Source organism: Dissulfuribacter thermophilus, assembly GCF_001687335.1.
Classification (GTDB): Bacteria; Desulfobacterota; Dissulfuribacteria; order Dissulfuribacterales; family Dissulfuribacteraceae; genus Dissulfuribacter; species Dissulfuribacter thermophilus.
The window spans coordinates 347,775-370,876 of the sequence record NZ_MAGO01000001.1 but is presented as its reverse complement, the minus strand read 5'-3'; the positions used below and the strand labels follow the sequence as shown (position 1 = coordinate 370,876).

Sequence of the window (23,102 nt, the reverse complement as noted above, 5' to 3'; positions counted from 1 at the left end):
CTGAGAAAAAGTTGTCAAGGCATCATCCCAGATTATGGCTTAATTCCCTTGATCTCATCCAAGAGGACTGATATTGGATAAACACGAAAATCTTTTAAAATGACCTCATCTCCCCCCCATTCAATTTCGCTTCTCTTCAAATACTCTAATTCATCTAATTCGAAGGATACGGTAATAAAAATGTCGTTTACGTAAATTCCAGCCTTTAAGAAGCGGGGAAGATTGTATGAAATTTCCATATTTTTTATCTTTAATGATACAGGTGTTAAATCGTCTTTAAAACTTGCCTCAATAGCGCTGTCACATACCCTAGAGAGCACCATCAGGCCATTAGGCGATAGTGGTTTGATGTCTGGAGCTCCATAGACCGAGATACCCCAAGGATCAAATATTAATCTAGTAACTATACCTTCAATACATCTAGTTACCTCTTTATCCCCTTGACCATTTACAAATACAGCACGGTCCTTGGGTAATGTCAGACTAAATATACCTTCCTGGTAACTGGCCTCAAATACAGTAATAGAAAATGGACCATAGCCTGAAACCTTGAATCTAGCTTTGCCATCTTCATCCTTAGCCCATAGGATATCCGTTTTTAAAGATGGATTCTCCTTACCATTTACCCAGACCTTAGCCCAGCCCCTGGCATGAACTGCCTGAACTTTTAGAGATTGATTCCGCAGGGCATCTAGATCTTCACCCTTTTTTTGTAGTTTTAATAGATCGTATTTGCCAATGTCAGCCTTAGGGGAGCAAGCTACTAACTGGAGGACAATAAACAAAAAACAAATCCAATACCTGTACACCATTTCATCCCCTGTTGTTTTACCCAAACAACATATCAAATTTTTAAAGACATCGAAATTCAACGGCCTCTAAAATGTAACATGATTTTAAAAAGACTAATAACTGAATTCTGCACGTCATAGTAGACGTGTATCACCAAAATTGATCTCAGAAATTTTATATCCACTCAAGGTCCTCTATAACAAAAATCGCCCAAACAGGCATATTTGGTGAATTACAAGGTTTCACCTTTATTACAAATCCTCCGGCACCTTTTGATGGATGGCTAATTGCACTTGCCCTAAATTGCTTTAAAATAGTTGGTCTAAAAGGAGGCGCTATGAAACTTCCAGATTCATTTGTTTGGCACACGGTTAACGTGGATTTGGGCGATAGATCCTATGATATTCTGATTGGCCCAGGGGTACTGAGTGAAGCAGGCAAACACATAGAGTCCATATTCGGGAAAAGAGACTTTTTTTTAATATCCGATTCCAACTGTTATGATCTATTAGGGCACGACCTCGAGGCAATGCTAAACGGAGAAGGTCTAAGTGTTAAAAGCATAGTGTTTCCAGCAGGAGAACAATCCAAGAACCTTAAACAAGTGGAGGATATTACAAGAAGGCTTGTTGAACTTGGGGCCGACAGGCAGAGCGTAATCCTTGCGCTTGGTGGCGGAGTCACAGGTGACGTTGCCGGCTTCGTCGCCTCTATCTACATGAGGGGCATCCCATTTATTCAGATCCCAACTACTCTTCTTGCTCAAGTAGACAGTTCAGTTGGAGGAAAGACCGGCGTGGACCTCCCAGAGGGGAAAAATCTAGTGGGTACCTTCTATCAACCCCGCTTGGTATTAAGTGACATAGGGGTTTTGGCTACCCTACCCCAAAAGGAACTAAACAACGGACTTGCGGAAGTTATTAAATACGGTGCCATATGGGATGCAGATTTCTTTGCTTTCCTAGAAAAAAACCATGAGGGATGCAAAAACCTAGAACCAGAAGTAATAGCCTATATTGTAAAGAGATCATGTGAGATTAAGGCCCAAGTAGTAGCCCTTGACGAAAAAGAAGGAGACCTTAGGCGGATCCTCAATTTTGGTCACACTATAGGCCATGCCATAGAGGCATCTAGTAACTTCTCTATTACCCACGGTGAGGCAGTCGCTATTGGTATGGTGGCGGCAGGTAGAATATCAATGGAAAAAGGCCTCCTTGCCCAAGATGATTTCAACAGGCTGACTAATCTCATAAAAGATCTTGGGCTTCCCCACACAGTACCAGCCAGCACCTCGCCAGAAGATATCCTCGTAAAGATCCGGCACGATAAAAAGGCCAAAGGGGGGAGAGTCCACTTTGTACTGCTTGAGGGAATTGGAAAGACTGTCATAACCCCAGAAGTAACAGACGAAGACGTTTTAAAATCCATTAGTGGATCAATTCATTGACATGAAATCATCTTGGGTGTATATAACGCTGTCCAAGTTACGTAGTACGTGACATTAACAATATGACTGGAGGAAGGTAACCCGTGGCAAATCATAAGTCTGCGTTAAAACGTATGCGTCAAAACCAAAAAAGACGCCTCAGAAACAGGATTAGAAAGACTAGGATTAAGAATCTTATTCGTGCCTTTGAGGAATCTTTAAAGGCAAAGGATCTAAACGCAGCAGAAGAGAAACTGAAGGCAGCACAGAAATTCATTGATAAGACAGCAAGCAAAGGGACGCTTCATTGGAAGACTGCTGCAAGAAAAATCTCTCGACTCTATAAGAAGCTCAACAATTTAAAGAAGGCTTCCTAATATACTCCCTCTAACCGGTGATACAGGATCTCAGAGAGATCTTGACTTAATTTTCTCAGGGCCTCATTCAAGAGGCCCTGGGTCTTCATTACGTCAGTGCCTACAGAAAAGGCCTCTTCTCTCTCTAATTCTCCACCTCCCCACAGAGACTGACCTGTGGCTGCATCTATGAGATCAAAGGAGATCTTTACTTTGACACTCCTTTCAATTGCCCTGTCATATCGCACATATGATAGACCTTTGGTCTCAACCTCTTCCACTTTGCCCTTAATAATCACATGGGCCTGATCTCTTGAAGTCAATACAAATCTGGAACTCCTCAAAAATTCATGCCTGAGATCTTCAGTTATCCAGGCACCCAGTAGGAGTTCATTTGAATTATTTTCAAATGGTTCGATATACACGTTTTTCATCCAAGATGGTATGGCCGAAGACCTCTTAGCAACGTGGTACCCGCAGGAAAAGAGCATAATAGATACTGCAAACAGCAATAATATTGGCAAGTTACTGCTTTTAAAATACATAGTACTATTTTCCACCCACAACGATATTAATCAACCTTCCTGGGACATATATCACTTTTTTAATGGCCTTGCCCTCAGTATGCCTCTTGACCCTTTCATCTCCCAATGCCATCTGTTTCACTTCATCCTCTGTGGCATTACGCATAATCTCTATTTTTGCCCTCAACTTGCCGTTTACCTGCACTGCTATCTGCACTGAATCGCTCTTTGCTACCTCTTCATCTGCAACTGGCCACTTTCTATTTACTAAAGGCACCTCTTCTCCCATAAGCTCTGCGAGTTCGTCAGTAATATGTGGAGCCATGGGAGACAGTAAAAATAACACTGCATTTACTGCCTCTTTTATAACCGCCCAAAACCCTTTGTCTCTTTCGGTCTTTGTCTTTTCCTCAGCTAGGACTCCGGAAAGCTCGTTTACAAGCTCCATAATGGCAGATATGGCGGTATTGAAATGTAACCTCTTTTCGCAGTCCTCAGTGACTTTCAAAATAGTCTGATGAGTCTTTTGCCTTAAGGCCTTAAGCCTCTTATCCTGCTCTGAGGCACTTGTTAGGAGTTCATGGTCGCATTTAGCCTCTTTCAAATCATCAAGATTTTCCGTAACAAGTCTCCAAAGCCTTGTGAGGAACCTGTGGGCCCCTTCAATGCCAGTATCACTCCACTCGAGGTCTCTTTCAGGTGGAGCAGCAAAGAGTATAAAGACCCTCACAGTATCGGCGCCATAGGCCTTTATCATTGCATCAGGGTCTACAACATTACCCTTAGACTTGGACATTTTTGCCCCATCTTTTAAGACCATGCCCTGAGTGAGGAGATTGGTAAAGGGTTCATCAATTTCCACATACCCTAAATCTCTAAGTACTTTAGTAAAAAAGCGTGAATACAATAGGTGAAGTATTGCATGTTCCACTCCACCTATATATTGATCCACTGGAAGCCAGGCCTTCACACTTTGGCTATCAAGGGGCTTTGAGTCCTCATGAGGGCATGAATATCTCAAGAAATACCAACTGGACTCGACAAACGTGTCCATGGTATCTGTCTCTCTTTTTGCCCGACCACCACATTGGGGGCACTCAACATCTACAAATTCATCCAGTTCTGGAAGAGGGCTCCTTCCACCTTCGAGAAGATCCGCATGTAGAGGAAGTTCTACTGGTAGGTCCTCTTTTGGAACTGGTACTATGCCACACTTGTCACAGTGTATCACAGGGATTGGTGTACCCCAGTAGCGTTGCCTTGATATACCCCAGTCCCTTAGTCTAAAGCTAACCTTCTTTCTTCCAATGCCTTCCTTTTCAAGAAATTTTACTATGGCCTCCTTTGCATCACGGCTCTTCAAACCAGAAAATTTGCCAGAATTAACTAGCACTCCTGGCCCTTCCCAGGCCTCTTCCATTGAATCAGGCGACAGCTCCGTACCTTCAGGTTGTATAACCACCTTTATGGGAAGGGAGTACTTTTTTGCGAACTCAAAGTCTCTCTGATCATGGGCTGGTACTGCCATTACAGCACCAGTGCCATAATCCATCAGGACGAAATTTGCCACAAAGATTGGTACCTTCTCTTGTGTAACTGGGTTTATTGCATAGGCACCAGTAAACACCCCTTCTTTTTCTTTTTCCTCCATCTGTAGCTCGCGTTTAGGGATACGCTTCCAGCGTTCACAGAACTCCCTAACTTTAGCCTCCTCAGCTGTGCCACTGGCCAGGCTCATACACATGGGATGTTCAGGGGATATGCTCATGAAAGTAACACCAAAGAGGGTATCAGGTCTGGTAGTGAAGATCTTGATGGATTCATCTCTTCCATCGATGGGGAATTCTATCTCGGCGCCAACACTCTTGCCAATCCAGTTCTTTTGCATTGTAAGGACCTTTTCAGGCCAACCCTTTAGCGAATCAATACACGACAAGAGTTCTTCAGCATATTGAGTTATCTTGAAAAACCAGCCCTCTCTTTCCTGTTCGACTACCTCTTTACCACAACGCCAGCACTCTCCGTCAATAACCTGCTCATTAGCAAGTACAGTCTGACAACCCTCACACCAATTGACCTTAGACTTCTTCCTATAAACGAGTCCCTTCTCTAGCATCTCCAAGAAAAACAGTTGCTCCCACTTGTAATACGAGGAATCGCATGTGGCGATCTCCCGGGACCAGTCATAGGAGAAACCCAGCTTCTTGAGCTGATCGCGCATGTAATCAATATTTTCATATGTCCATTTGGCAGGATGAGTACCGTGCTTTATAGCTGCGTTCTCAGCTGGCAGGCCAAAAGCGTCCCACCCCATTGGGTGTAAGACCTTGAATCCCTTCATGCGTTTGAGGCGTGCTAATACATCCCCAATCGTATAATTCCTTACATGCCCCATATGAATTCTGCCAGAGGGGTAAGGAAACATTTCTAGGCAGTAAAACTTGGGCAGATCAGATGCTTCCTCTGTACGAAAAACCTCTTTTTCGTTCCAGATCCTTTGCCATTTATCCTCAATAGCTGAAAAATCGTACCTCATAATTCTGCTCCGCATTCTGTGCTTCATAATAGATTAAAGACAAGGCCTAGGTATTTTACCCAAGCCCTAGGTCTTTATTCACTGCATCTAGTATTCCATTTATAAAAGGGGCGGAATCTTCTGACCCAAACCTCTTCCCAAGCTCTATAGCTTCATTGATGGCCACCTTGGGTGGTACGTCGTGGACAAATTTTAATTCATATACCCCAATTCTTAGAATGTTTCTGTCCACAATAGCCATTCTATCCAGACGCCAGTTTCTCGCATATTTTCTTATAATTTCATCGAGGACCGATCTATTTTTTGCAACGCCCTCAACAAGAGATTTTGCAAACTGGACAGAAGGGTGATCCATAGATAGCCCATTGGCAACAGATGTTTCAAGATACCGGGAGATAGAGGCACTCGCGTCCTCCTCCCAGCCCCCCCATTCCATTTGATACAAGACTTGAAGGGCTATCTGTCTGCCTCTTCTCCTAATTGACATCTACCTCTAGAGCCCTTGTTAGATTTACCATCTCTATGGCGGCAAGGGCAGCTTCCCAGCCCTTGTTACCGGCCTTTGTACCGGCTCGCTCAATGGCCTGCTCTATGGAATCAGTCGTAAGGACTCCAAAGGCCACTGGACACTCTACCTCAAGAGCTGTCTGAGCAATACCCTTAGAAGCCTCTGCAGCCACAAAATCGAAGTGTGGGGTGGCACCTCGAATAATGCACCCAAGGCATATGACACAGTCATAACGCATAGTTTTTGCCATCTTCTTTGCGATCAAAGGGATCTCAAATGCCCCTGGTACCCAGGCTATTGTTACGTCTTCTTCCCTGGCCCCATGGCGCACAAGGGCATCCATGGCCCCAGAAAGAAGCTTTGAGGAAATAAACTCATTAAAACGTGCAACTACTATCCCTACCTTCAGGCCCTCTGCAGAGAGCTTACCTTCAATTACCTTTGCCATCTGCTATAACTCCTCATCTTAAAATCAAACAATTAACATAACTTCGGCCAATCGATTCTCGCACACCTCTCCCTTCTACCTTCTCCCTACTAATGTGTTATCTCATCCACGATACTCAACATATGCCCCATCTTTTCCTTCTTACACTTCAAGTAATTGATATTCTCCTCATGAGGTGGGATCTCAATTGGAACCCTTTCCACTACTTCAAGTCCATAGCCCTCAAGGCCAACAATCTTTTTGGGGTTATTAGTCATGAGGCGCATCTTACGAACTCCAAGGTCTCGAAGTATTTGGGCGCCAACTCCATAGTCTCTAAGGTCCGCCTGAAATCCTAGTTCCTGATTCGCCTCTACTGTATCCCTGCCTTTATCCTGCAGGCAATATGCTCTAAGTTTATTTAAGAGGCCAATCCCCCTTCCTTCCTGACGCATATACAAAAGTACGCCTCTACCAGCGTTGGCAATCTGCAGCATGGCCTTGTGTAGCTGAGGACCACAATCACACCTTAGGGAGCCGAGGACATCACCAGTAAGACACTCTGAATGGACTCTGACGAGTATCTCCTCATCTGGTCGGATCTCTGGATCTCCGTATATTAGGGCAAGATGCTCATGGGGATCTAGCACACTAGAATATGCAATCAAGCGCCATTCGCCACCAAATCGCGATGGTAGCCGTGTCTCAACCTCGCGCTTCACCAAAGATTCTGTCCTCAATCTATATTCAATGAGATCACGAATGGTTACAATCTTAAGGCCATGTTCTTTGGCAAAGACCTCCAGGTCAGGCATCCTGGCCATTGTACCGTCATCCTTCATGATCTCACAGATCACCCCAGCGGGCTTGAGACCTGCCAGCCTTGCAAGATCCACTGACCCCTCAGTCTGGCCAGCACGCACGAGCACACCTCCTCGCCTGGCCTTGAGCGGAAAGACATGGCCTGGTGTGGCGATTGCCTCTGGCCCATTTCGTTCATCAATTGCAGTAAGTATCGTATGCGCCCTATCATAGGCAGATATCCCAGTAGTAACCCCCTCTCTGGCCTCAATTGATACAGTAAATGCCGTTCCGAACCTCGAAGTATTTCTTGAGACCATCATTGGCAGCTTTAGTCTTTCAACGTCCTCTTCTGTAAGAGAAAGGCAGATGAGTCCCCTTCCGTACTTTGCCATGAAGTTTATGGCCTCAGGGGTCACTTTTTCTGCCGCCATAGTCAGATCACCCTCGTTTTCTCTATCTTCATCATCTACGAGGATGATCATCTTACCCTGTCTTATATCCTCTAATGCCTCTTCTATTGTGGCTACGGCCATGGCTATCACCTCAAAAATCCATGTTTTCTCAAAAATTCCATATCAAGCTCTGTATTGCCCCGGCTCGAACCATTCCACGGAGCAACCAGCTTTTCAATATACTTGCCAACAAGGTCAACCTCAAGATTAACCCTATCTCCAGGCCTCCTATATCCCATAGTGGTGATCTTAGCGGTATGGGGGATTATTGCAACCCTGAAGGTATCATCTGTTACCGCATTTACAGTAAGGCTTATGCCATCAATGGCAATGGATCCCTTTTCAATTATATATCGCATGAGGTCTTTCGGCGGTCTCACGGAAAATTCCATAAATTCCCTTAGTTCCTTGCGTTCTAAAATCACTCCCACGCCATCCACATGACCACTCACGATATGGCCGCCGAGCCTATCTGAGAGCTTTAATGCACGTTCAAGGTTTACCCTGCTCCCTGATCTCAACTCTCCCAAAGTAGTACGGGATAGAGTCTCTGGAGAGACATCAACTGTAAATTCCTTTTCACTGATGGTTGTTGCAGTAAGACACACCCCATTTACTGCAATGCTCTCACCCTCCATTGGATCATCTAGGAGAAAATCTGGTAAAATGGAAAAGGTTAATCCCCTTCCCTTTGGAGTAGTTGCAGATATCGTTCCGAGCCCGAGGATTATCCCTGTAAACATTTTGAAAACACCCCTTCATCCATAAAGCCGTGTACGAGAAAGTCCTCTCCAAGACGCCTTATCTCCATATGATAGAGCCTTTTTACATCTTGACATACATGGGGCCCCAGGCCGCCTATAGATGTTATTGAATCGTTTCCTCCCATAATCTTTGGGGCAAAAAAGAAAAAGACCTCATCCACAAGTTCCTGATCAAAAAAAGCCCCAAGGAGTCCTGATCCACCCTCTACAAGCATAGATTGAACATTCATGGAACCAAGGATATTTAGAATCTCTTTAAGACTCAGCCCACCACCAGGATCATCGTCTACCTCAAACACCTCTACCCCAATACTACGGAGCAGATCGAACTTCTCAGAGTCTTTCGATACTCTGCTACAAAATACTATGGTGGGCGCCTTTGATTCCAGGTGAAATACCTTTAGATCTGGAGACAATTTCAACCTTGAATCTAAAATCACACGAATTGGGTCATGAGCCTGTTTTGAGTTTATCCTGCATGTTAGGGAGGGATTGTCGTACTGAGCTGTGCCGCGCCCAACCATGATAGCGTTGGATATTTGTCTCAACCTATGACCAAAGCTCCTTGCCTTAGGGCCTGTAATCCACTTTGAATCAAAGGTACGTGTTGCAATCTTCCCGTCAAGAGTCGATGCCACCTTGGCCCTTATCCACGGCCTTCCTGTAAAGGTATGCTTTACAAAAGGTGCAATGAGGATCTTGGCCTCAAACTCTAGGCATCCAACTTCTACCCTAACACCTTTTTCTCTCAGATATGCCTCCCCACCACCTGCTACCCTTGGATTCGGATCCAGAGCCCCAATTACCACCCTTGAAATACCTGCGTTTAAAATTGCTTGGGTACAGGGAGGAGTCCTCCCAAAGTGATTGCACGGCTCAAGAGTAACATAAAGGGTTGCCCCCTTTGCCCTTGGGCCTGCCTCCTGGAGGGCATTGATCTCAGCATGGGCAGTTCCTGCCTTTTTGTGATATCCTCTGCCAACTACCTCATCGCCATTTACCACTACTGCCCCCACTGCTGGATTGGGGGCGGTCCTTCCAAGCCCTTTTTTTCCAAGGGCAAGGGCCATACGCATATACTTTATGTCGTCCTTTGAAAACATTGAAAGATCCATATTCAAGCAATCTACCACACAAAAATTAATGAACTATTCCACAACATGTCGCACTATAATTTGCAATAGATGCAGGAAAGTACGTAATTGGGATTATATGAGGCATACAGCATTTAACAAGATGATTTTTATTCCAGGAGGATTTTGGCAGTCTGCCCCACTTCTTCAAAGATCCCTTCCATCTCTCCCAACAATTCTCTCAGAGCCACTGAACATAACCCCAAGTTATCCCATGCCTTACGGGATATCTTTGGAACAAATGTACATCCACTATTTCCAATCCCCAGGGCAATGGCTAAGCCATCGGCAATATGGACCGAGTGGACAAGTTTATTTTCAGACTTTTCAGGTCTATGATGGAAATACATAACCTCCTGGAGATGTACTGGAAAATGCCATTTTTTACCCAGCCATGCCCCCAATTCAGTATGATCAGCACTGAGAAGCTTTCGCTCTGCCTCCCAGAAAAATAGTTCATCTTTTTTCACCATGTTGAATGCCCGTTTAAAGCCCTCAGGTGCGACCTGAAGCAGTAACAGTTTTCCAATATCATGAAGGAGCCCAGCCACAAATGCGTCCTGCTTATTAGGGGCATCAGAAAACTTGGAAAGGGCCTGGGTGATTAGCCCAGTTGCAATGGTATGACGCCAAAAATCTTCTAACATAAACCCTTCTTCTCTTAAGTCATGAAGTTTGAAGGCCTTTACCATGGCAATGGTTAGCACCACGTTTTTGATTGTATCAAGTCCCAAAATAACTACTGCCTGGTTGAGATTGCCAATTTGGCCTGGCATCCCGTAAAAAGAAGAGTTTACAAGCCTTAGTATCTTTGCAGTTATTGCCTGATCAAGAGCAATATCTTTTGACAATTCTTCAATATCTAGATCTGGATTTTGAAGTTCATGTAAGAGCTGGGCAATCGTTTGAGGGAGTACTGGAAGTTCTTTTGCCTTGGCTATTGCCTGAGATAAATCAATTTTCTCCATTATGCTTCCCTACCAGTAAGAAACTGAAAAATACAAGATCTTATGTCATCCATTAAAGGATCTCCCTTAACACGTCGAAATCTGTAATCAAGTTCTTCCTTGATTCGTTCTACTTCTTCTTCGGTCAATCCTTCGCGTCCTCCTTCCTTCACCCATACCGCCTTTATATCAAGCCTCTTGAGCCATGCTATAGTATCTTCAGTGAGGGCCTCACCTCCCTTCAAAAGTAGGGTACCAGTCTGTGAAAATAGATCTTTTGAAAGAGTCATTCCTTCCTTTAGATCATCCACTGTCTTCAATGCATCTCGAGCCAAATCAAGTCCTCCTAAGGCTGATAGTATACGTATATCCTATCCACTATAGGATCTACTAGATGAAATTTCTTCAACCTTACAATATGCCCTTGAGTCAATACAGAATCTTTTGCCATGAGCACTCTACCCGACGCAGTTTTTATCTCTCTCGCAAGCCTCATGCCCTCTTTTAATTCATCTAGACTAAGTGCCATTTCTCCTTTCAAAGGACTAATAGTGTGAAGAGTATCTTCGAAGGCCTTTACTACAGTTGGATCAAAAAAAGTCCCTGCATCTTTTCTCAAAAATTTTAGCGCCTTATCCTTGTCAAATTTGTCCCTATATTTATACATATCATATGCGCTCACTACACTGACAATCCTCGCCCCAATAGGAATAGACACATTGGGTAGCTTGTCTGGAAATCCTTTTCCATCAAATCGTTCATGATGGCTCCTAACCACTACTGCTACTTGCCTGAGAAACTCTATTTTGTATAAAAGGCTATATCCTATCTCTGGATGGGCTCTGAAAAGGGCCTTTTGGGCAGAACTCAGCTTTTCATAGCTCGATCGAAAGATCTCCTTTGGCATTCCAATGAGCCCTATATCGTGTAATGCACCAGCTATTTCAATAAGGTCAAGGTCCACTCCTGAGATGTTCATCCTCTCGGCCAGATTCCTAGAAAGCGTAGCCACCCTCTTGGAATGTCCGCCCAGGAAGGTATCAAAAAGCTCTATGAGCTCCATAAAGACCCTAACTGTGTCCCTAAAGTTTATCTGGAGCCTATGATATAGTTTCTTTAATTGATCATGCTTCTTTCTCAGTTGTTCAGTGCGTTCAAGGACCTTTTTTTCGAGTTGAGAATTCAATTCCTGGAGCTTTTTATTTTGCTCCTGGGTAACCTTCATTAATCGTTTGTTTTCAGTAATTAGATAGTGCTGAAAGGCAGCCTGCCTCAAGGTGGCCTTAAAATCTTCATCATTCCAGGGTTTATTTATAAATCTATAGACCCCTCCTTTATTTATAGCATCAAGAGCCGCATTCATATCTGCATATCCTGTTAGGATGATCCTTACAGTATCCGGACTTATCTCCTTTACCTTTTCAAGGAGTTCTGTCCCTGCCATAGTAGGCATCCTCTGGTCACTAACGATCACCGAGACATGCTTTTCTCTAACTATATCCAGCGCCTCAAAGGGATCTGTAGTGGTGACAATCTCGTAGCCCTCTTTCCTCAAAAGCCTATAAATCGCCTTGAGGATATTTTCTTCATCATCTACAAAAAGAATTGTGTCCGAATGTTCACCACTCATTTTTCATCTCCCTCAAAATAGTCGTCCATCAAAAGGACATATCCCTTTGCTCCACCTGGAAATGATATCATTGCGCCCTTTAAAACTACTTCCCCATCTCCTCCCCACATATCCTTCACCTTTACTGAAAAGACCGTTTTTTTTTCATCTAAAGAAAGGAGTTGTTGAGAAATCCTCTCGCCAAAAACAAGCTGAAGCTCTTCATCCAGAGGATCAGGGCAACACTTTGCCATTTTTCCCATGATCCATTTATTCACAAATGCAATCCTTCCATTGTCTCCTACTCCCACCACACCGATAGGCAATTGGTGAAGAATATGCTGATACTGTTGGAGTGCTAGATTTCTCTGATGTAGGGCGCGAGTTCTTCGCTCCACTTCATTTTCTAGGTGTTTATTCAACCATTCAAGCTCTTGATTCCTCTGCTTCAGTTCTTGTTCTAGGGCTTTATTTTGCTTTTTAAGACGAGACAGTTCTAGACACTCTCTGATCACGCCCTTTAATTCCTCATCGTCCCAGGGCTTCATTAGAAATTTATAGATGTGGCCACGATTTATAGATTCGGTAATAGTTGACAGATCAGCATATCCGCTCAAGACTATCCTGGTGGTGTCAGGATAGAGATTAGCCGCTTTTTCTAGAAATTCTGTCCCTGTCATCCCAGGCATGCGTTGATCTGAAATTATGAGGTCGATATCTTTCTCTTTTTCTAAGATCTTGAGGCCTTCTTCCCCACTCTCAGCTAAAAACAACTTGAATGGCTCTTTCCTGAGCAGTCTTCTCAGCGCCTGGAGGATGTTCTTTTCATCATCTACTATTAACACAGCCTGTCTGCTGCTACCTTCATCTCTGGACATTCAATTCCTCCTCTAAAGCCCCCATCCAAACACTGGCGACCCCCTCTTCCCGTTGAAGGGAATCCTTTATTTCTTCTTCGTTTAATACTGGGAGAAAAACTGTCATTGTAGTCCCCTTTCCAGGCTGTGAAGAAACTCTAATCTCTCCCTTATGGGCCTTAACGATTTTGTAGGCAATATTTAGCCCCAGCCCAGTCCCCTTACCCACTGGCTTTGTAGTAAAAAATGCGTCAAAGATCCTCTGTTTCACCTCCTCTGTCATGCCACACCCTGTATCTGATATTTCAATCTCCACACCCAATCTGGGATGTTCAACCTTTCTAGTCACTATCTTTATTTCCCCTCTATCTTCAATGGCCTGAGCAGCATTTACCAAGATATTCATGAACACCTGATTCAATTTCTGAGGGAAACCAAGGATCAAGGGAATGTCTTCTGAAAGCTCTTTTTTTACATTCGCCTTATATTTTAGTTCATTCCAAACTACATTTAATGTGCTAAGTATAGCAGAATTAATATCTATTTCCTTGAGTTCTGCCTGATCTACATGGGAAAAATCCTTTAAATCCTGTACAATCTTCTTTACTCTCTCAAGGCCATCCTCAGATTGTTCCAAAAGCTCATATATATCATTCAACAAAAATTCAAGGTCTATCTCATCCTTTTTAGCCTCTATTGCATCAGCCAGTTCATTGATTTTGGCCTTTTCTCCTGATAACACCGCATTTTTAAACTCATCATACAGAACCAAGAGGTCCAAAATATCTTGAACATAATCTCTGAGAGTCTGGACATTGCTATTTACAAAACCCACTGGATTATTGATCTCATGGGCCACACCAGCAGCCAATTGTCCAATAGATGCCATCTTCTCAGTCTGAATCAATTGAGCCTGGGTCTCTTTTAATCTCTTAATAAGTTTCTCGAGCCGATCGTTTTTCTCTTTAAGCTCCTTATTAAGACTCAGAATAGATGCCTCTTTTTCCTTTTGATCATGAATATTCTGTAAGATAATGGCTACTTGACGTACCTGTCCCTTGTCATCAAATATTGGAAGGGCTAGTTGCAAGAACCACCGTTGTTCACCATTGGGGTCATTTAATTTTAGTTCAGTCTGTTGAGGCTCCTTGAGATCAAAAACCTTTTTGACAAGGGATACACTAGGCTCTCTTTCCTTTAGCCTATTCTTCTCGTATATGATGGTACAGTCTTTACCAATTATATTTTTAATGTCTTCATTCAACCATTGAGCAGCAGCCAAGTTTGCGTTCTGAATTTTAAGGCTGTTGTCAACAACGAAGACAATATCCTGTAGGGCGTCAAGGACTGTCCTAAACTTGTCCCTACTGTTTTTTAAAATCCTTAAAAGAGTCTTTATTTCCGTTAAGTCATAAATAAGAAACAAACCTGTTCCGCCTACAGCCACACCAGATATTGCAATATGACGTTCTTCCTTATCCTTTAGGTTAAGGCTAATCTCCTCGCCTTTTAAGACTCCTGACTCTTGGGTCACAGACTCTAATTTTTGGACAACATGGTCAGGGAATAACCTTAAGGGGTCTAACCTGTCTCCCAAAAGGGATTTAACTGACTGATTGCAATAAAAAAAGGCATTTTTATTCACCAGGATTAAAGGTTCAGGAAACCGCTCAATGAGTTGTTTTAACGGACTATTTTTCTCCATTTTGCTGTTCACTTTCAAGTTCTTTTTCATTTAAAATAGGTAAAAAGATGGTAAAGCGAGTGCCTTGCCCTGGCTCTGATTCCACTCTTATTTCTCCCTTGTGGGCCTTTACGATCTTATAACTTACGTGTAAGCCAAGCCCTGTCCCCTTACCAACGGGCTTGGTGGTAAAGAAGGGTTCAAAAATCCGTTTCTTGACCTCTTCAGTCATACCCTTTCCTGTATCCTCAATGATCACCTCTATGCCTTGTTTTGGAGTATCTACTACATGGGTCTTGATCCTTATTTCACCACGATCTTCAATTGCCTGGGCAGCATTTACCAATATGTTCATAAAGACCTGGTTGAGTTTTTGTGGATAACATGGCATAAGAGGCAGTTTCCCAAAGTCTTTTTTAACCTCTGCCTTGTATTTCAGTTCATTCCACACGATATTAAGGGTGCTTTCAAGGCACTTATTTATGTCTGCATACTCTAGCTCTTCCTTTCCGCTGTGCGAGAACTCTTTGAGATCCTGAACTATCTTTCGAACTCGCTCTGTCCCCTCAAGACTCTGCTCAATGAGATTTTCAATGTCATCTAATATGAAATCAATATCCAGCTCCTCTTTGAGTTCATTAAATTCGCCTAACAGTGTTGCTACCTCGCTGTCTTCACCACATTTTTCCTGGACGCTGTCCACGATCTCTATGACCTTACGAAAGAACTCCTCGAGATCTGCCGCGTAATCCTTGAGTGTATTCAAATTACTACTAATAAATCCCACTGGATTATTAATTTCATGGGCAATTCCAGCTGAGAGTTGTCCGATGGAGGCCAACTTTTCAGATTGAACGAGATGGGCCTGGGCCTCTTTTAATTCCTTTATTAATTTTTCAAATTCTTGATTCTTCTTCTTCGCCTCATCATAGAGCCTTGCGAGTTCCCTATTCATCCTCTCTATTTCGAGGTTCTTCTTGAAGTCCTCTGAAACGTCTCTAAATACGATTACGGCCTGCATCACATTGCCCGATATGTCACAAATGGGATAAATCCAGTGTTCCCAATAGATATCTTTTTCTTTATTGACACAAAATGTCCTCCTCTCCTCCTGACCGAGGTCAAATACCTTTTGAAAGTATGGACAGACAGAACCTTCCAGGTTGTCTTTAACACAACACAGTCCATCAATTCCGCCAAAGACCTCAAAGCATTTCTTTCCCTTTAACTCCTGATAATCGTCACCCAAAAAATCCACTATGGCCTTATTCCAGGAGACAATTTCATGATCTCGATTGACAGTGAAGATTAAGTCCTTCATTGCATCGATTGTGGACCTAAGTTGTAGCTGGGCCTCAAATAGCCTTGCCTTCAATTCCACATCTTTAGTGAGATCCTCTATTATTCCCAAAATTAGGCGCCCGAGATCCGGGTCTTCAAGGAAAAATGCAGTGATGGCTATGGGGATCTCTTTCTCCTTCTCACCAGACTGAATCAATACTGTTTCAAGGCCTCTTACTTCACCTTTTTCTTTGAGTAGCCTCTGGATATTTGAAAATATGAGTTCAGTTGGTAATAGATCCTTTATTGAAACCTTTATATAATTTTCTTCTTTGATCCCAAAGAGCCACCTTCCAAAAGGGTTGAGTTCTACTATCTCTCCATCCCATTTAGTCACAAACACCCCAAGGTGGAGCTTTTCAAATAGCGATTTATAACGCCTCTGAAAGGAAAGGGCCTCTTTGGCCTTTTTTCGAGCAAGGTCCTCTAGTTCATTCAAAAGCTCCTGTAATTGCACGTATTGGCGTTGATCTTCAAGGGCCTTTTCCACAGCAAATAGAAACTCTTCTACCCCAAAGGGCTTTTGAATGAAGTGGTGGACTCCTGCCCTGTTCACAGCATCTCTAACTAGACGGTCGTCAACCTGCTTGCCTGTTATGAGAATCCGCCATGCCTTAGGACACTGTTTTCTCATATGTTCTAGGAGACTGCATCCATCCATGCCTGGCAATGCGTGATCTGCTATGACTAGATCTGGAGCTCGTTCATTCAAGGACTTTAGACAATCCTCCGCATTTTCATAGAGCCGTGTAAAATAGCCCTTTCTTTCCAAAACATCTTTAATGAATTCTAGTAATACTTTGTCGTCATCTATCACATATATGATAGGATACGTCATACAACTATCTCCGTTCTCCCGTAGTTGTCATCGATTATCAATAATATTATTAAGTTAACTATCGGACATATTAGAAAAAGACTTGAATAGTTTTTTTTATAGCCTTTTATAAAGACTATATAAAGCAAAGTCAAAGAAGCTAACTTAAACTTTTAAATCATATTTCATCTAAAGAACTAACATATGAGGTGATCTTAAAAGGAAAAGACCCCGGTCTAAAGAGGAACAAGGACCTCGGTCCTATTTCATTCGACAGGATTCGCCCTCGAGTTCTATCTCAATAGTGGAATGATATATGGGAAATTTTGCTATTACTTCTTTTACTTTGTTTTTTATGGAAAAATAGTCTTCTTTTGTTATGTCACAATCAACAACAATATGTGCTGTTAACACGTGGTGTTCACCATCTAGAGACCATAGATGCAAGTGATGGATGTCCTTAACTTTTCCCATGCCTTTAATAGCTTTCTCTATCTCTTTTAGGTCTAGACCCTTTGGAACTGCTTGCATGAATACTGCAAAAAGCCCCTTAATATTCTTAAAGACATTTACAAGTATATATACGGTAATGATGATAGCGAGGATCGGATCCAGTATGTAAATTTCCTTAAACAACAGGATAGTACCCATGATGAGTACTGCTATCCAACCCAGGATATCTTCAAGGAAATGAAGGGCTACAACCCTGGCATTTAGGCCCTTTAGGTGCCTTAACCTGAACATTGCCGCCCCGTTAACGATAACTCCAACTACGGCAAACACCACTATACCAGGAGCATAGGTGGTCTCCGGAGAAATAAGCCTTGGGATTGACTCGATCAAGATAAAGGTGGAGCTTACCAGGAGAACCACACTACTAATGAGTGCACCAAAAATTGAAAATCTCTTATATCCATAGGTATAACGAACGTCTCCCTCTCTCAGAGAAAGGCGCTCAAAATACCAGGCCTGGGCAAGGGCGAGACAATCCCCAAGGTCATGCACTGCATCGGCAAATATCGCTGCGCTATTTGTAAAATATCCCCCTAGAAACTCAAGGATAGTGAAAGAGAGATTGAGTAAGAATGCAACTTTTATATTTTCCGAAGAATCTTGATGATGACCATGCCCCATATAATCTATTTAATCAATTACAAGCACCCTTATAGTCGGCATAGTTTTCTCTTCATGCCAAAGGGTGTCCTTAAGTATTCGATCCGGTCTTTTAAAATTACTTTTTGGAGGATTGAATATCCAAAAAGGCCCGCTCCCATTCCAGGGATGGGGTAAAGAGATTCCTTTGACTAGATCATCCAGCCCCTTATTAACCACCTTAAATCCTTGTCCTTTTGCTAGGATGGATTTTACTAAATCCATCTTTTCAATACCTTCAAACCACAAAACAAAGGCCTTTTGTTTTGGACAAGCAAGGCCTTTCACACTACTTGGCCCTTGGGCCTCGAGGACCATAAATCCTCCAGGCAGAGTCTCATTGAGTCTATACTTTAGTTCATCACAGGATATCGAACGCTTCAATCCAATTGTAAAGTAACTATTGACACTTTCAAAGCCAAGAGCTAAGGCCTCCTCAAACTGAAATATGGGATGTGGATGAAATCCCTTTGAAAAGGCCAAAGACAACCTAGCTCGACGCGCACTCCTGTGAAATGCCCTCATGGTGTCAAGATGACCTAAAAACCTTGCATCACTGAGCTTAGCATATCTCAATGTATAGTAATAAATAGTTGAATCTTCTTTTTCAGATTTTGTCTCATTTATATCATATTGTCCAACCTCTTGAGCACTGTGGACAATAGGTCGTATCTCTTTAAAATCACATACTCCACACCCCTGACATGGCCCTTTTCTACAGTCATATGTTCGCTCAAGTGAGAGAGCTCGCTGCCTCTCCTTCAAAAGGAAGCGACGCTTTACGCCAGTGTCGATGTGATCCCATGGAAGCGGCCTATTAATATCACGCGCAGCCAGGTACATGTTGAGGTCAATTCCCAGACAATTTCCTGCCTCAATATATGGATCGAGATCTAGATAATCTGTCCATCCAGAGAGTCTAGCCCCCTTTTCCCATGCCTTAATCAGGACTGGCAAAAGCCTCCTATCTCCTCTTGAAAAGACCCCTTCAAGCCAACTCTGTCTGGGCTCATGCCATTTGAGGCGAATCCCCCTTCTCTTGTTACGCTTGAGGAGATCCAATCTTCGTCTAGATTCCTCTATAGATATCTGAGGTTCCCATTGAAAGGAGGTGTGAGGTTTTGGGACAAATGTCCCTACGCTCACTGTCACTCCCCCTTTTCTAGCGAGGGCTTTTACCTTTCGAGCAAGGTCCAAAATTGCCTCAACATCCTCATCCTCCTCTGTAGGAAGGCCTATCATGAAATAGAGTTTCATACTTTGCCAGCCTGCCTCATAGGCCTTTTTTGCCGTCTCAATAAGATCCTCTTCAGTTATACCCTTATTGATGACGCTTCTTAAGCGTTCAGAGCCTGCCTCTGGGGCCATTGTAAAACCAGTTTTTCTCACACTTCTAATCTCTTCCATAATCTTTGGTGTAAGGGTCCCAACGCGAAGTGATGGAAGAGACATGGCCACAGATTCAGGCCTTAACATGGCCATCATAGAACAAATAAGAGGTTCAAGCTTTGAATATTCCCCAGTGCTCAGCGACAAAAGGGAAACCTCATCAAAGCCCGTTTGTGCTAGGGCCTCCTTTGCATAGGAGACAATGGTCTCAATTTTCCTTTCGCGAACTGGCCTGTAGATAATTCCAGCCTGGCAGAAACGGCATCCCCTGGTACATCCTCTTGCAATCTCGATCCCAAGGCGATCATGCACTATTCGGGCAAGGGGGACCAGGGGTGGTGAAGGGAGGGGCACTGACTCAAGATCATTCACAAAACGCCTTTTAATACGCTCAGGGGCCGTTTGCGTGGGTTCAAGCCCTAAAAACTCACCCTTGTCTCCGTAATTAGGGGTATAGAAAAGAGGAACGTAAAGTCCTTCAACCTTGGTAAAAGAGCGAAGGAGCTCTTCTTTGGTCCCATTTCCCTCCTTCCACTCCCTTATCAGGGAAAGGATCTCCCCAATGGCTTCTTCACCATCACCAATGACTATGGCGTCAAACAGCTCAGAAACTGGCTCTGGATTGAATGCAGTGCTCCCGCCACCAATGATTATAGGATCATCTGTCTCCAGTCTGTCCTTAGCCCAAAAGGGGATCCCAGCAAGTTTTAATATAGTCAGAATATTCGGGAATGACAGTTCATAGGGTAGAGTTATTCCTAAACAGTCATACTCCTTTAATGGTCTTCTTGCCTCGAGTCCCCATAGAGGTGTTTTAGTCTCCCTTAACTCCCTTTCGAGGTCTGGAGCAGGGCAATAGACTCTATCAGCCAGGGCCCAGTCCAATGAATTAATTATATGATAGAGTATGTGGAGCCCTAGGTGACTCATTCCAATCTCATAAAGGTCTGGGAATACCAGACAGCACCGGACCTTGGCCCCATCCCAGCTCCGATTCCTAATATTCACTTCATTTCCAATATAACGAGCAGGGCCTATAATTTTGTCTAGGAACCGTTCAATGTTTACCTTTTCCATCATAGGTGGTCGAGAGTACACTATCAAATTCCATTCCTCAAGCATCATATCCTTTCAGAAAATTTGAATTTTGTTATCATTTATGTTTGTAATTCTCCCTGGGCATATTGTAGCTGCCATGATATTTTCAAAATAAAGGAGGGAGAAATGATTCGACGGATTACATCACTGATTCTTTTTTGGTCTGGGTTTGTACTCACAATATCTAGCATAATTTTGTTCATTGAACCTCACGGACGTGTTGCCTTTTGGTCGAACTGGACCCTTATGGGCCTTACCAAGGGACAATGGGATGACCTCCATCTCTGTATTGGAGTCCTCTTTGTCGTTACCAGTCTATTCCACATGTTTCTCAATTGGTCTCCCTTAATAACTTATTTATTTAATAAGAGTAAATCCAACAAACCCAATTTACCTTTATACATTTCTATTTTTATAACAGTATTCGTGGTAGTGGGTACGATCCTCAATCTTCCTCCAATGAAACAAATTTTAAACCTAAACAATGCTGTCAAATCATGGCAGATGTCGAAACTCGGGAATCCGCCATTTGGTCATGCTGAACTGGTACCGTTATCAAAACTCACAAGCTTTTTAGGATACAACTTAGATGATGCCATTGAGGTCCTTGAAAAGTCTGGAATCAAGGTAAATTCCCCGAACACCACTCTAAAAAAACTTGCTTTAGAATATAATACCACCCCAAGACAACTCTTTGAAATCATTTCTAGTGCATCAGGTAAAAAGAAAGGGCTCAGTGCCCTACCTGAAATTCCACCACCAGGTCTGGGTATGCTCTCTTTAAGGGCTTTGTGCCAACAATTCCATGTTGATCCCCACCAGGCAATAACAAAACTAAAAAATGCTGGAATCGAGGCAACGGCCGATATGAAAATCAAAGATATTGCCTCTGTAGCTGGAATTAGGCCTCGAAAAGTTTACAACATTATTAGATCAGAATAATCTTAGGCAATTTCAAGCATCAATTAGCTAGTCAATAGGAGTGAAAATAGTAAAGGCCCGTAGGATGCATATGCATGCCTACAGGCCTTTATTAACAATGACTAGGTGAATTCAAAAAGCCAGGCAGGCCTACTCTTCAAAGGCCTCCTCAAGACCCTTTCCAAAGCCTGGGACCCCATACATAACAGTTGAACCAGAAGAGAAGTACTCAAGCTTTCCTTCCTTTACTAGTTCATTAGCGGCCTTCTTTATTTCCCTTGGTTTTGCATCAGGATCGGCCTTGTAGAGGTCCTTTATGTACATCTTGGACTTATGTGCTGCCTTTTTAGTGGCAAATTCCAAGATCTTTTGTTTCAGTTCTTCCATGTTGGCTGCCATGATTAATCTCCTTATAAAAATAATTATTAATCTGTATGCACAGACCACTTAAACTGTGTGGTAGTGCGATAGGTGTCATAGGCCAGTCTGTAGTCGTCGATTGACTTTTCGGTAAATGGAATATCACAGACCTCGAAGAAGCGCTCCCAGCCAATCCTTTCAGCCCATTCACCTAAACGTTCATACTTATTTGCACCCTCTGCATATTTTTCGAGGATGTTCTTGACAGCCTTTACAGCGGATGGCCAACGTGGTGGTTCATTGGGGATGTAGGGGATAACGAGCTTGGAGAACTTAGGTGCGCTTACCCTGTTGGAGATCTTTCCACCAACAAGAATAGCTATTCCGTCACCCTCACCGTCTGCAAGAGGCATTGCGGGGCACATGGTGTAGCAGTTACCGCAGAACATACACCTATCCTGGTTTACGCGCACTGTCTTCTTCTTCTCACCATCAATCTCCACAGTTGCAGGCTTGATGGCTCCAAGAGGACATGCAGCGACTGCAAGTGGAATCTCGCAGACACCTGTGATACGATCATCCTCTACCAATGGGGGTTTCCTGTGAATTCCTAGGATTGCAATGTCTGAGCAGTGCACAGCACCACACATGTTGAGGCAGCAAGCAAGAGCAATCCTTACCTGTGCTGGCAGCTTGTGGCTACCGAAGTAGTCAAATAGTTCGTCCATAACTGCCTTGACAACACCTGATGCATCAATAGCAGGAGTGTGGCAGTGCACCCATCCCTGAGTGTGGACAATATTCGTGATACCTGCTCCAGTACCGCCTACAGGGAATTTGTAGGATCCACCTGGAAATTTTCTACTCTTGAGATCCTCAAGTAGTGCCTTAAGGGTCTCTTCATCTGTTACGTGGAATTCTACATTGTTACGAGTAGTCCAACGGACATAGCCTTCGCAATACTTGTCTGCTATTTCGCAGATCTCGCGAATGAGATCTGTTGTAATAAGACGAGCAGACCCGCAACGCACAGCAAAGCATACGTCTCCAGTCTCACTCACATATTTTATGACACCAGGCTGTACAATTTCGTGGCTCTTCCACTTTCCGTAGTTCTTTTTGATGACAGGTGGGAAGAACTGCTCATAGTGTGGAGGACCGATGTCAGTGATACGGTTCTCCATGGGTTTCTTAGGATCGTAGAG

21 protein-coding genes are annotated in these 23,102 nt (G+C 43.3%); 3 read left to right on the top strand and 18 right to left on the bottom strand.

The genetic code is table 11. The features are described 5' to 3' along the window. Nucleotides 1-32 precede the first annotated feature (32 nt). Nucleotides 33-812 carry a hypothetical protein gene (locus DBT_RS01615; RefSeq protein WP_067615756.1) on the bottom strand — a complete coding sequence of 260 codons (780 nt, stop codon included), beginning with the start codon at nucleotides 810-812 and terminating at the stop codon, nucleotides 33-35. A gap of 317 nt (nucleotides 813-1,129) precedes the next feature. Between DBT_RS01615 and aroB the strand changes: the two genes are divergently transcribed. Continuing rightward, nucleotides 1,130-2,239 (top strand): 3-dehydroquinate synthase, encoded by a 1,110-nt coding sequence (gene aroB / locus DBT_RS01610; RefSeq protein ID WP_067615754.1) that lies wholly within the window; start codon nucleotides 1,130-1,132, stop codon nucleotides 2,237-2,239. An 83-nt stretch (nucleotides 2,240-2,322) separates the two neighbouring features. Then, complete coding sequence (gene rpsT, locus DBT_RS01605; RefSeq protein WP_067615752.1) at nucleotides 2,323-2,595, top strand: 30S ribosomal protein S20; 273 nt, start codon at nucleotides 2,323-2,325, stop codon at nucleotides 2,593-2,595. Here rpsT and lptE read toward each other — a convergent pair. The 15 genes from lptE to DBT_RS01530 form a co-directional block, all read right to left on the bottom strand. Continuing rightward, nucleotides 2,592-3,098, bottom strand: a complete 507-nt coding sequence (gene lptE / locus DBT_RS01600; RefSeq protein ID WP_161939884.1) for an LptE family protein — start codon at nucleotides 3,096-3,098, stop codon at nucleotides 2,592-2,594. The genes rpsT and lptE overlap by 4 nt on opposite strands. Before the next feature lie 25 nt (nucleotides 3,099-3,123). Next, on the bottom strand, nucleotides 3,124-5,634 hold the full coding sequence (gene leuS / locus DBT_RS01595; RefSeq protein WP_067615749.1) for a leucine--tRNA ligase: 2,511 nt from the start codon (nucleotides 5,632-5,634) through the stop codon (nucleotides 3,124-3,126). A gap of 55 nt (nucleotides 5,635-5,689) precedes the next feature. Next, on the bottom strand, nucleotides 5,690-6,121 hold the full coding sequence (gene nusB, locus DBT_RS01590; protein WP_067615745.1) for a transcription antitermination factor NusB: 432 nt from the start codon (nucleotides 6,119-6,121) through the stop codon (nucleotides 5,690-5,692). Next, nucleotides 6,111-6,590 (bottom strand): 6,7-dimethyl-8-ribityllumazine synthase, encoded by a 480-nt coding sequence (ribH, locus tag DBT_RS01585; RefSeq protein WP_067615744.1) that lies wholly within the window; start codon nucleotides 6,588-6,590, stop codon nucleotides 6,111-6,113. Before ribH ends, nusB begins: the two co-directional genes overlap by 11 nt. Before the next feature lie 89 nt (nucleotides 6,591-6,679). Then, nucleotides 6,680-7,906, bottom strand: a complete 1,227-nt coding sequence (locus DBT_RS01580; RefSeq protein WP_067615741.1) for a bifunctional 3,4-dihydroxy-2-butanone-4-phosphate synthase/GTP cyclohydrolase II — start codon at nucleotides 7,904-7,906, stop codon at nucleotides 6,680-6,682. A gap of 5 nt (nucleotides 7,907-7,911) precedes the next feature. Next, on the bottom strand, nucleotides 7,912-8,568 hold the full coding sequence (locus tag DBT_RS01575; RefSeq protein WP_067615738.1) for a riboflavin synthase: 657 nt from the start codon (nucleotides 8,566-8,568) through the stop codon (nucleotides 7,912-7,914). After that, nucleotides 8,553-9,704 (bottom strand): bifunctional diaminohydroxyphosphoribosylaminopyrimidine deaminase/5-amino-6-(5-phosphoribosylamino)uracil reductase RibD, encoded by a 1,152-nt coding sequence (gene ribD / locus DBT_RS01570; protein ID WP_244155274.1) that lies wholly within the window; start codon nucleotides 9,702-9,704, stop codon nucleotides 8,553-8,555. The genes DBT_RS01575 and ribD overlap by 16 nt, the downstream gene beginning before the upstream one ends. A gap of 128 nt (nucleotides 9,705-9,832) precedes the next feature. Beyond that, entirely contained in the window at nucleotides 9,833-10,690 is an 858-nt protein-coding gene (locus DBT_RS01565) for an HDOD domain-containing protein (RefSeq protein ID WP_067615735.1), read from the bottom strand. Then, nucleotides 10,690-11,004 carry a hypothetical protein gene (locus tag DBT_RS01560; protein WP_067615734.1) on the bottom strand — a complete coding sequence of 105 codons (315 nt, stop codon included), beginning with the start codon at nucleotides 11,002-11,004 and terminating at the stop codon, nucleotides 10,690-10,692. The genes DBT_RS01565 and DBT_RS01560 overlap by 1 nt, the downstream gene beginning before the upstream one ends. 11 nt (nucleotides 11,005-11,015) lie before the next feature. Beyond that, nucleotides 11,016-12,299: a response regulator c-di-GMP phosphodiesterase, NosR family gene (gene nosR / locus DBT_RS01555; protein WP_067615732.1), complete on the bottom strand. Its 1,284-nt coding sequence runs from the start codon at nucleotides 12,297-12,299 to the stop codon at nucleotides 11,016-11,018. Further along, a complete protein-coding gene (locus tag DBT_RS01550) occupies nucleotides 12,296-13,156 on the bottom strand; it encodes a response regulator (RefSeq protein ID WP_067615730.1) in 861 nt (286 codons plus the stop codon). The genes nosR and DBT_RS01550 overlap by 4 nt, the downstream gene beginning before the upstream one ends. Next, complete coding sequence (locus tag DBT_RS12620) at nucleotides 13,143-14,840, bottom strand: PAS domain-containing sensor histidine kinase (protein ID WP_067615727.1); 1,698 nt, start codon at nucleotides 14,838-14,840, stop codon at nucleotides 13,143-13,145. Before DBT_RS12620 ends, DBT_RS01550 begins: the two co-directional genes overlap by 14 nt. After that, nucleotides 14,827-16,998 carry an ATP-binding protein gene (locus DBT_RS12615; protein WP_067615726.1) on the bottom strand — a complete coding sequence of 724 codons (2,172 nt, stop codon included), beginning with the start codon at nucleotides 16,996-16,998 and terminating at the stop codon, nucleotides 14,827-14,829. The genes DBT_RS12620 and DBT_RS12615 overlap by 14 nt, the downstream gene beginning before the upstream one ends. Before the next feature lie 240 nt (nucleotides 16,999-17,238). Then, nucleotides 17,239-18,111: a cation diffusion facilitator family transporter gene (locus tag DBT_RS01535; RefSeq protein ID WP_067615725.1), complete on the bottom strand. Its 873-nt coding sequence runs from the start codon at nucleotides 18,109-18,111 to the stop codon at nucleotides 17,239-17,241. Nucleotides 18,112-18,120: 9 nt separating this feature from the next. After that, nucleotides 18,121-20,598 carry a TIGR03960 family B12-binding radical SAM protein gene (locus DBT_RS01530; RefSeq protein WP_067615723.1) on the bottom strand — a complete coding sequence of 826 codons (2,478 nt, stop codon included), beginning with the start codon at nucleotides 20,596-20,598 and terminating at the stop codon, nucleotides 18,121-18,123. Between the two features lie 144 nt (nucleotides 20,599-20,742). Between DBT_RS01530 and DBT_RS01525 the strand changes: the two genes are divergently transcribed. Continuing rightward, entirely contained in the window at nucleotides 20,743-21,558 is an 816-nt protein-coding gene (locus tag DBT_RS01525; protein WP_067615721.1) for a DUF4405 domain-containing protein, read from the top strand. A gap of 129 nt (nucleotides 21,559-21,687) precedes the next feature. Here the strand turns inward: DBT_RS01525 and DBT_RS01520 are convergent, their stop codons facing one another. Both DBT_RS01520 and dsrB read right to left on the bottom strand, forming a co-directional pair. Next, nucleotides 21,688-21,936 carry a dissimilatory sulfite reductase D family protein gene (locus DBT_RS01520; RefSeq protein WP_067615719.1) on the bottom strand — a complete coding sequence of 83 codons (249 nt, stop codon included), beginning with the start codon at nucleotides 21,934-21,936 and terminating at the stop codon, nucleotides 21,688-21,690. A 26-nt stretch (nucleotides 21,937-21,962) separates the two neighbouring features. After that, entirely contained in the window at nucleotides 21,963-23,081 is a 1,119-nt protein-coding gene (gene dsrB / locus DBT_RS01515; protein WP_067615893.1) for a dissimilatory-type sulfite reductase subunit beta, read from the bottom strand. Nucleotides 23,082-23,102: the final 21 nt, after the last annotated feature.

What these genes read in the sequence shown, in the direction of transcription:
- DBT_RS01615 (WP_067615756.1), bottom strand. Translation starts at nt 812, where the DNA reads ATGGTGTACAGGTATTGGATTTGTTTTTTGTTTATTGTCCTCCAGTTA.
- aroB (WP_067615754.1), top strand. Translation starts at nt 1,130, where the DNA reads ATGAAACTTCCAGATTCATTTGTTTGGCACACGGTTAACGTGGATTTG.
- leuS (WP_067615749.1), bottom strand. Translation starts at nt 5,634, where the DNA reads ATGAGGTACGATTTTTCAGCTATTGAGGATAAATGGCAAAGGATCTGG.
- nusB (WP_067615745.1), bottom strand. Translation starts at nt 6,121, where the DNA reads ATGTCAATTAGGAGAAGAGGCAGACAGATAGCCCTTCAAGTCTTGTAT.
- ribH (WP_067615744.1), bottom strand. Translation starts at nt 6,590, where the DNA reads ATGGCAAAGGTAATTGAAGGTAAGCTCTCTGCAGAGGGCCTGAAGGTA.
- DBT_RS01580 (WP_067615741.1), bottom strand. Translation starts at nt 7,906, where the DNA reads ATGGCCGTAGCCACAATAGAAGAGGCATTAGAGGATATAAGACAGGGT.
- DBT_RS01575 (WP_067615738.1), bottom strand. Translation starts at nt 8,568, where the DNA reads ATGTTTACAGGGATAATCCTCGGGCTCGGAACGATATCTGCAACTACT.
- ribD (WP_244155274.1), bottom strand. Translation starts at nt 9,704, where the DNA reads ATGGATCTTTCAATGTTTTCAAAGGACGACATAAAGTATATGCGTATG.
- DBT_RS01565 (WP_067615735.1), bottom strand. Translation starts at nt 10,690, where the DNA reads ATGGAGAAAATTGATTTATCTCAGGCAATAGCCAAGGCAAAAGAACTT.
- nosR (WP_067615732.1), bottom strand. Translation starts at nt 12,299, where the DNA reads ATGAGTGGTGAACATTCGGACACAATTCTTTTTGTAGATGATGAAGAA.
- DBT_RS01550 (WP_067615730.1), bottom strand. Translation starts at nt 13,156, where the DNA reads ATGTCCAGAGATGAAGGTAGCAGCAGACAGGCTGTGTTAATAGTAGAT.
- DBT_RS12620 (WP_067615727.1), bottom strand. Translation starts at nt 14,840, where the DNA reads ATGGAGAAAAATAGTCCGTTAAAACAACTCATTGAGCGGTTTCCTGAA.
- DBT_RS12615 (WP_067615726.1), bottom strand. Translation starts at nt 16,998, where the DNA reads ATGACGTATCCTATCATATATGTGATAGATGACGACAAAGTATTACTA.
- DBT_RS01535 (WP_067615725.1), bottom strand. Translation starts at nt 18,111, where the DNA reads ATGGGGCATGGTCATCATCAAGATTCTTCGGAAAATATAAAAGTTGCA.
- DBT_RS01530 (WP_067615723.1), bottom strand. Translation starts at nt 20,598, where the DNA reads ATGATGGAAAAGGTAAACATTGAACGGTTCCTAGACAAAATTATAGGC.
- DBT_RS01525 (WP_067615721.1), top strand. Translation starts at nt 20,743, where the DNA reads ATGATTCGACGGATTACATCACTGATTCTTTTTTGGTCTGGGTTTGTA.
- DBT_RS01520 (WP_067615719.1), bottom strand. Translation starts at nt 21,936, where the DNA reads ATGGCAGCCAACATGGAAGAACTGAAACAAAAGATCTTGGAATTTGCC.
- dsrB (WP_067615893.1), bottom strand. Translation starts at nt 23,081, where the DNA reads ATGGAGAACCGTATCACTGACATCGGTCCTCCACACTATGAGCAGTTC.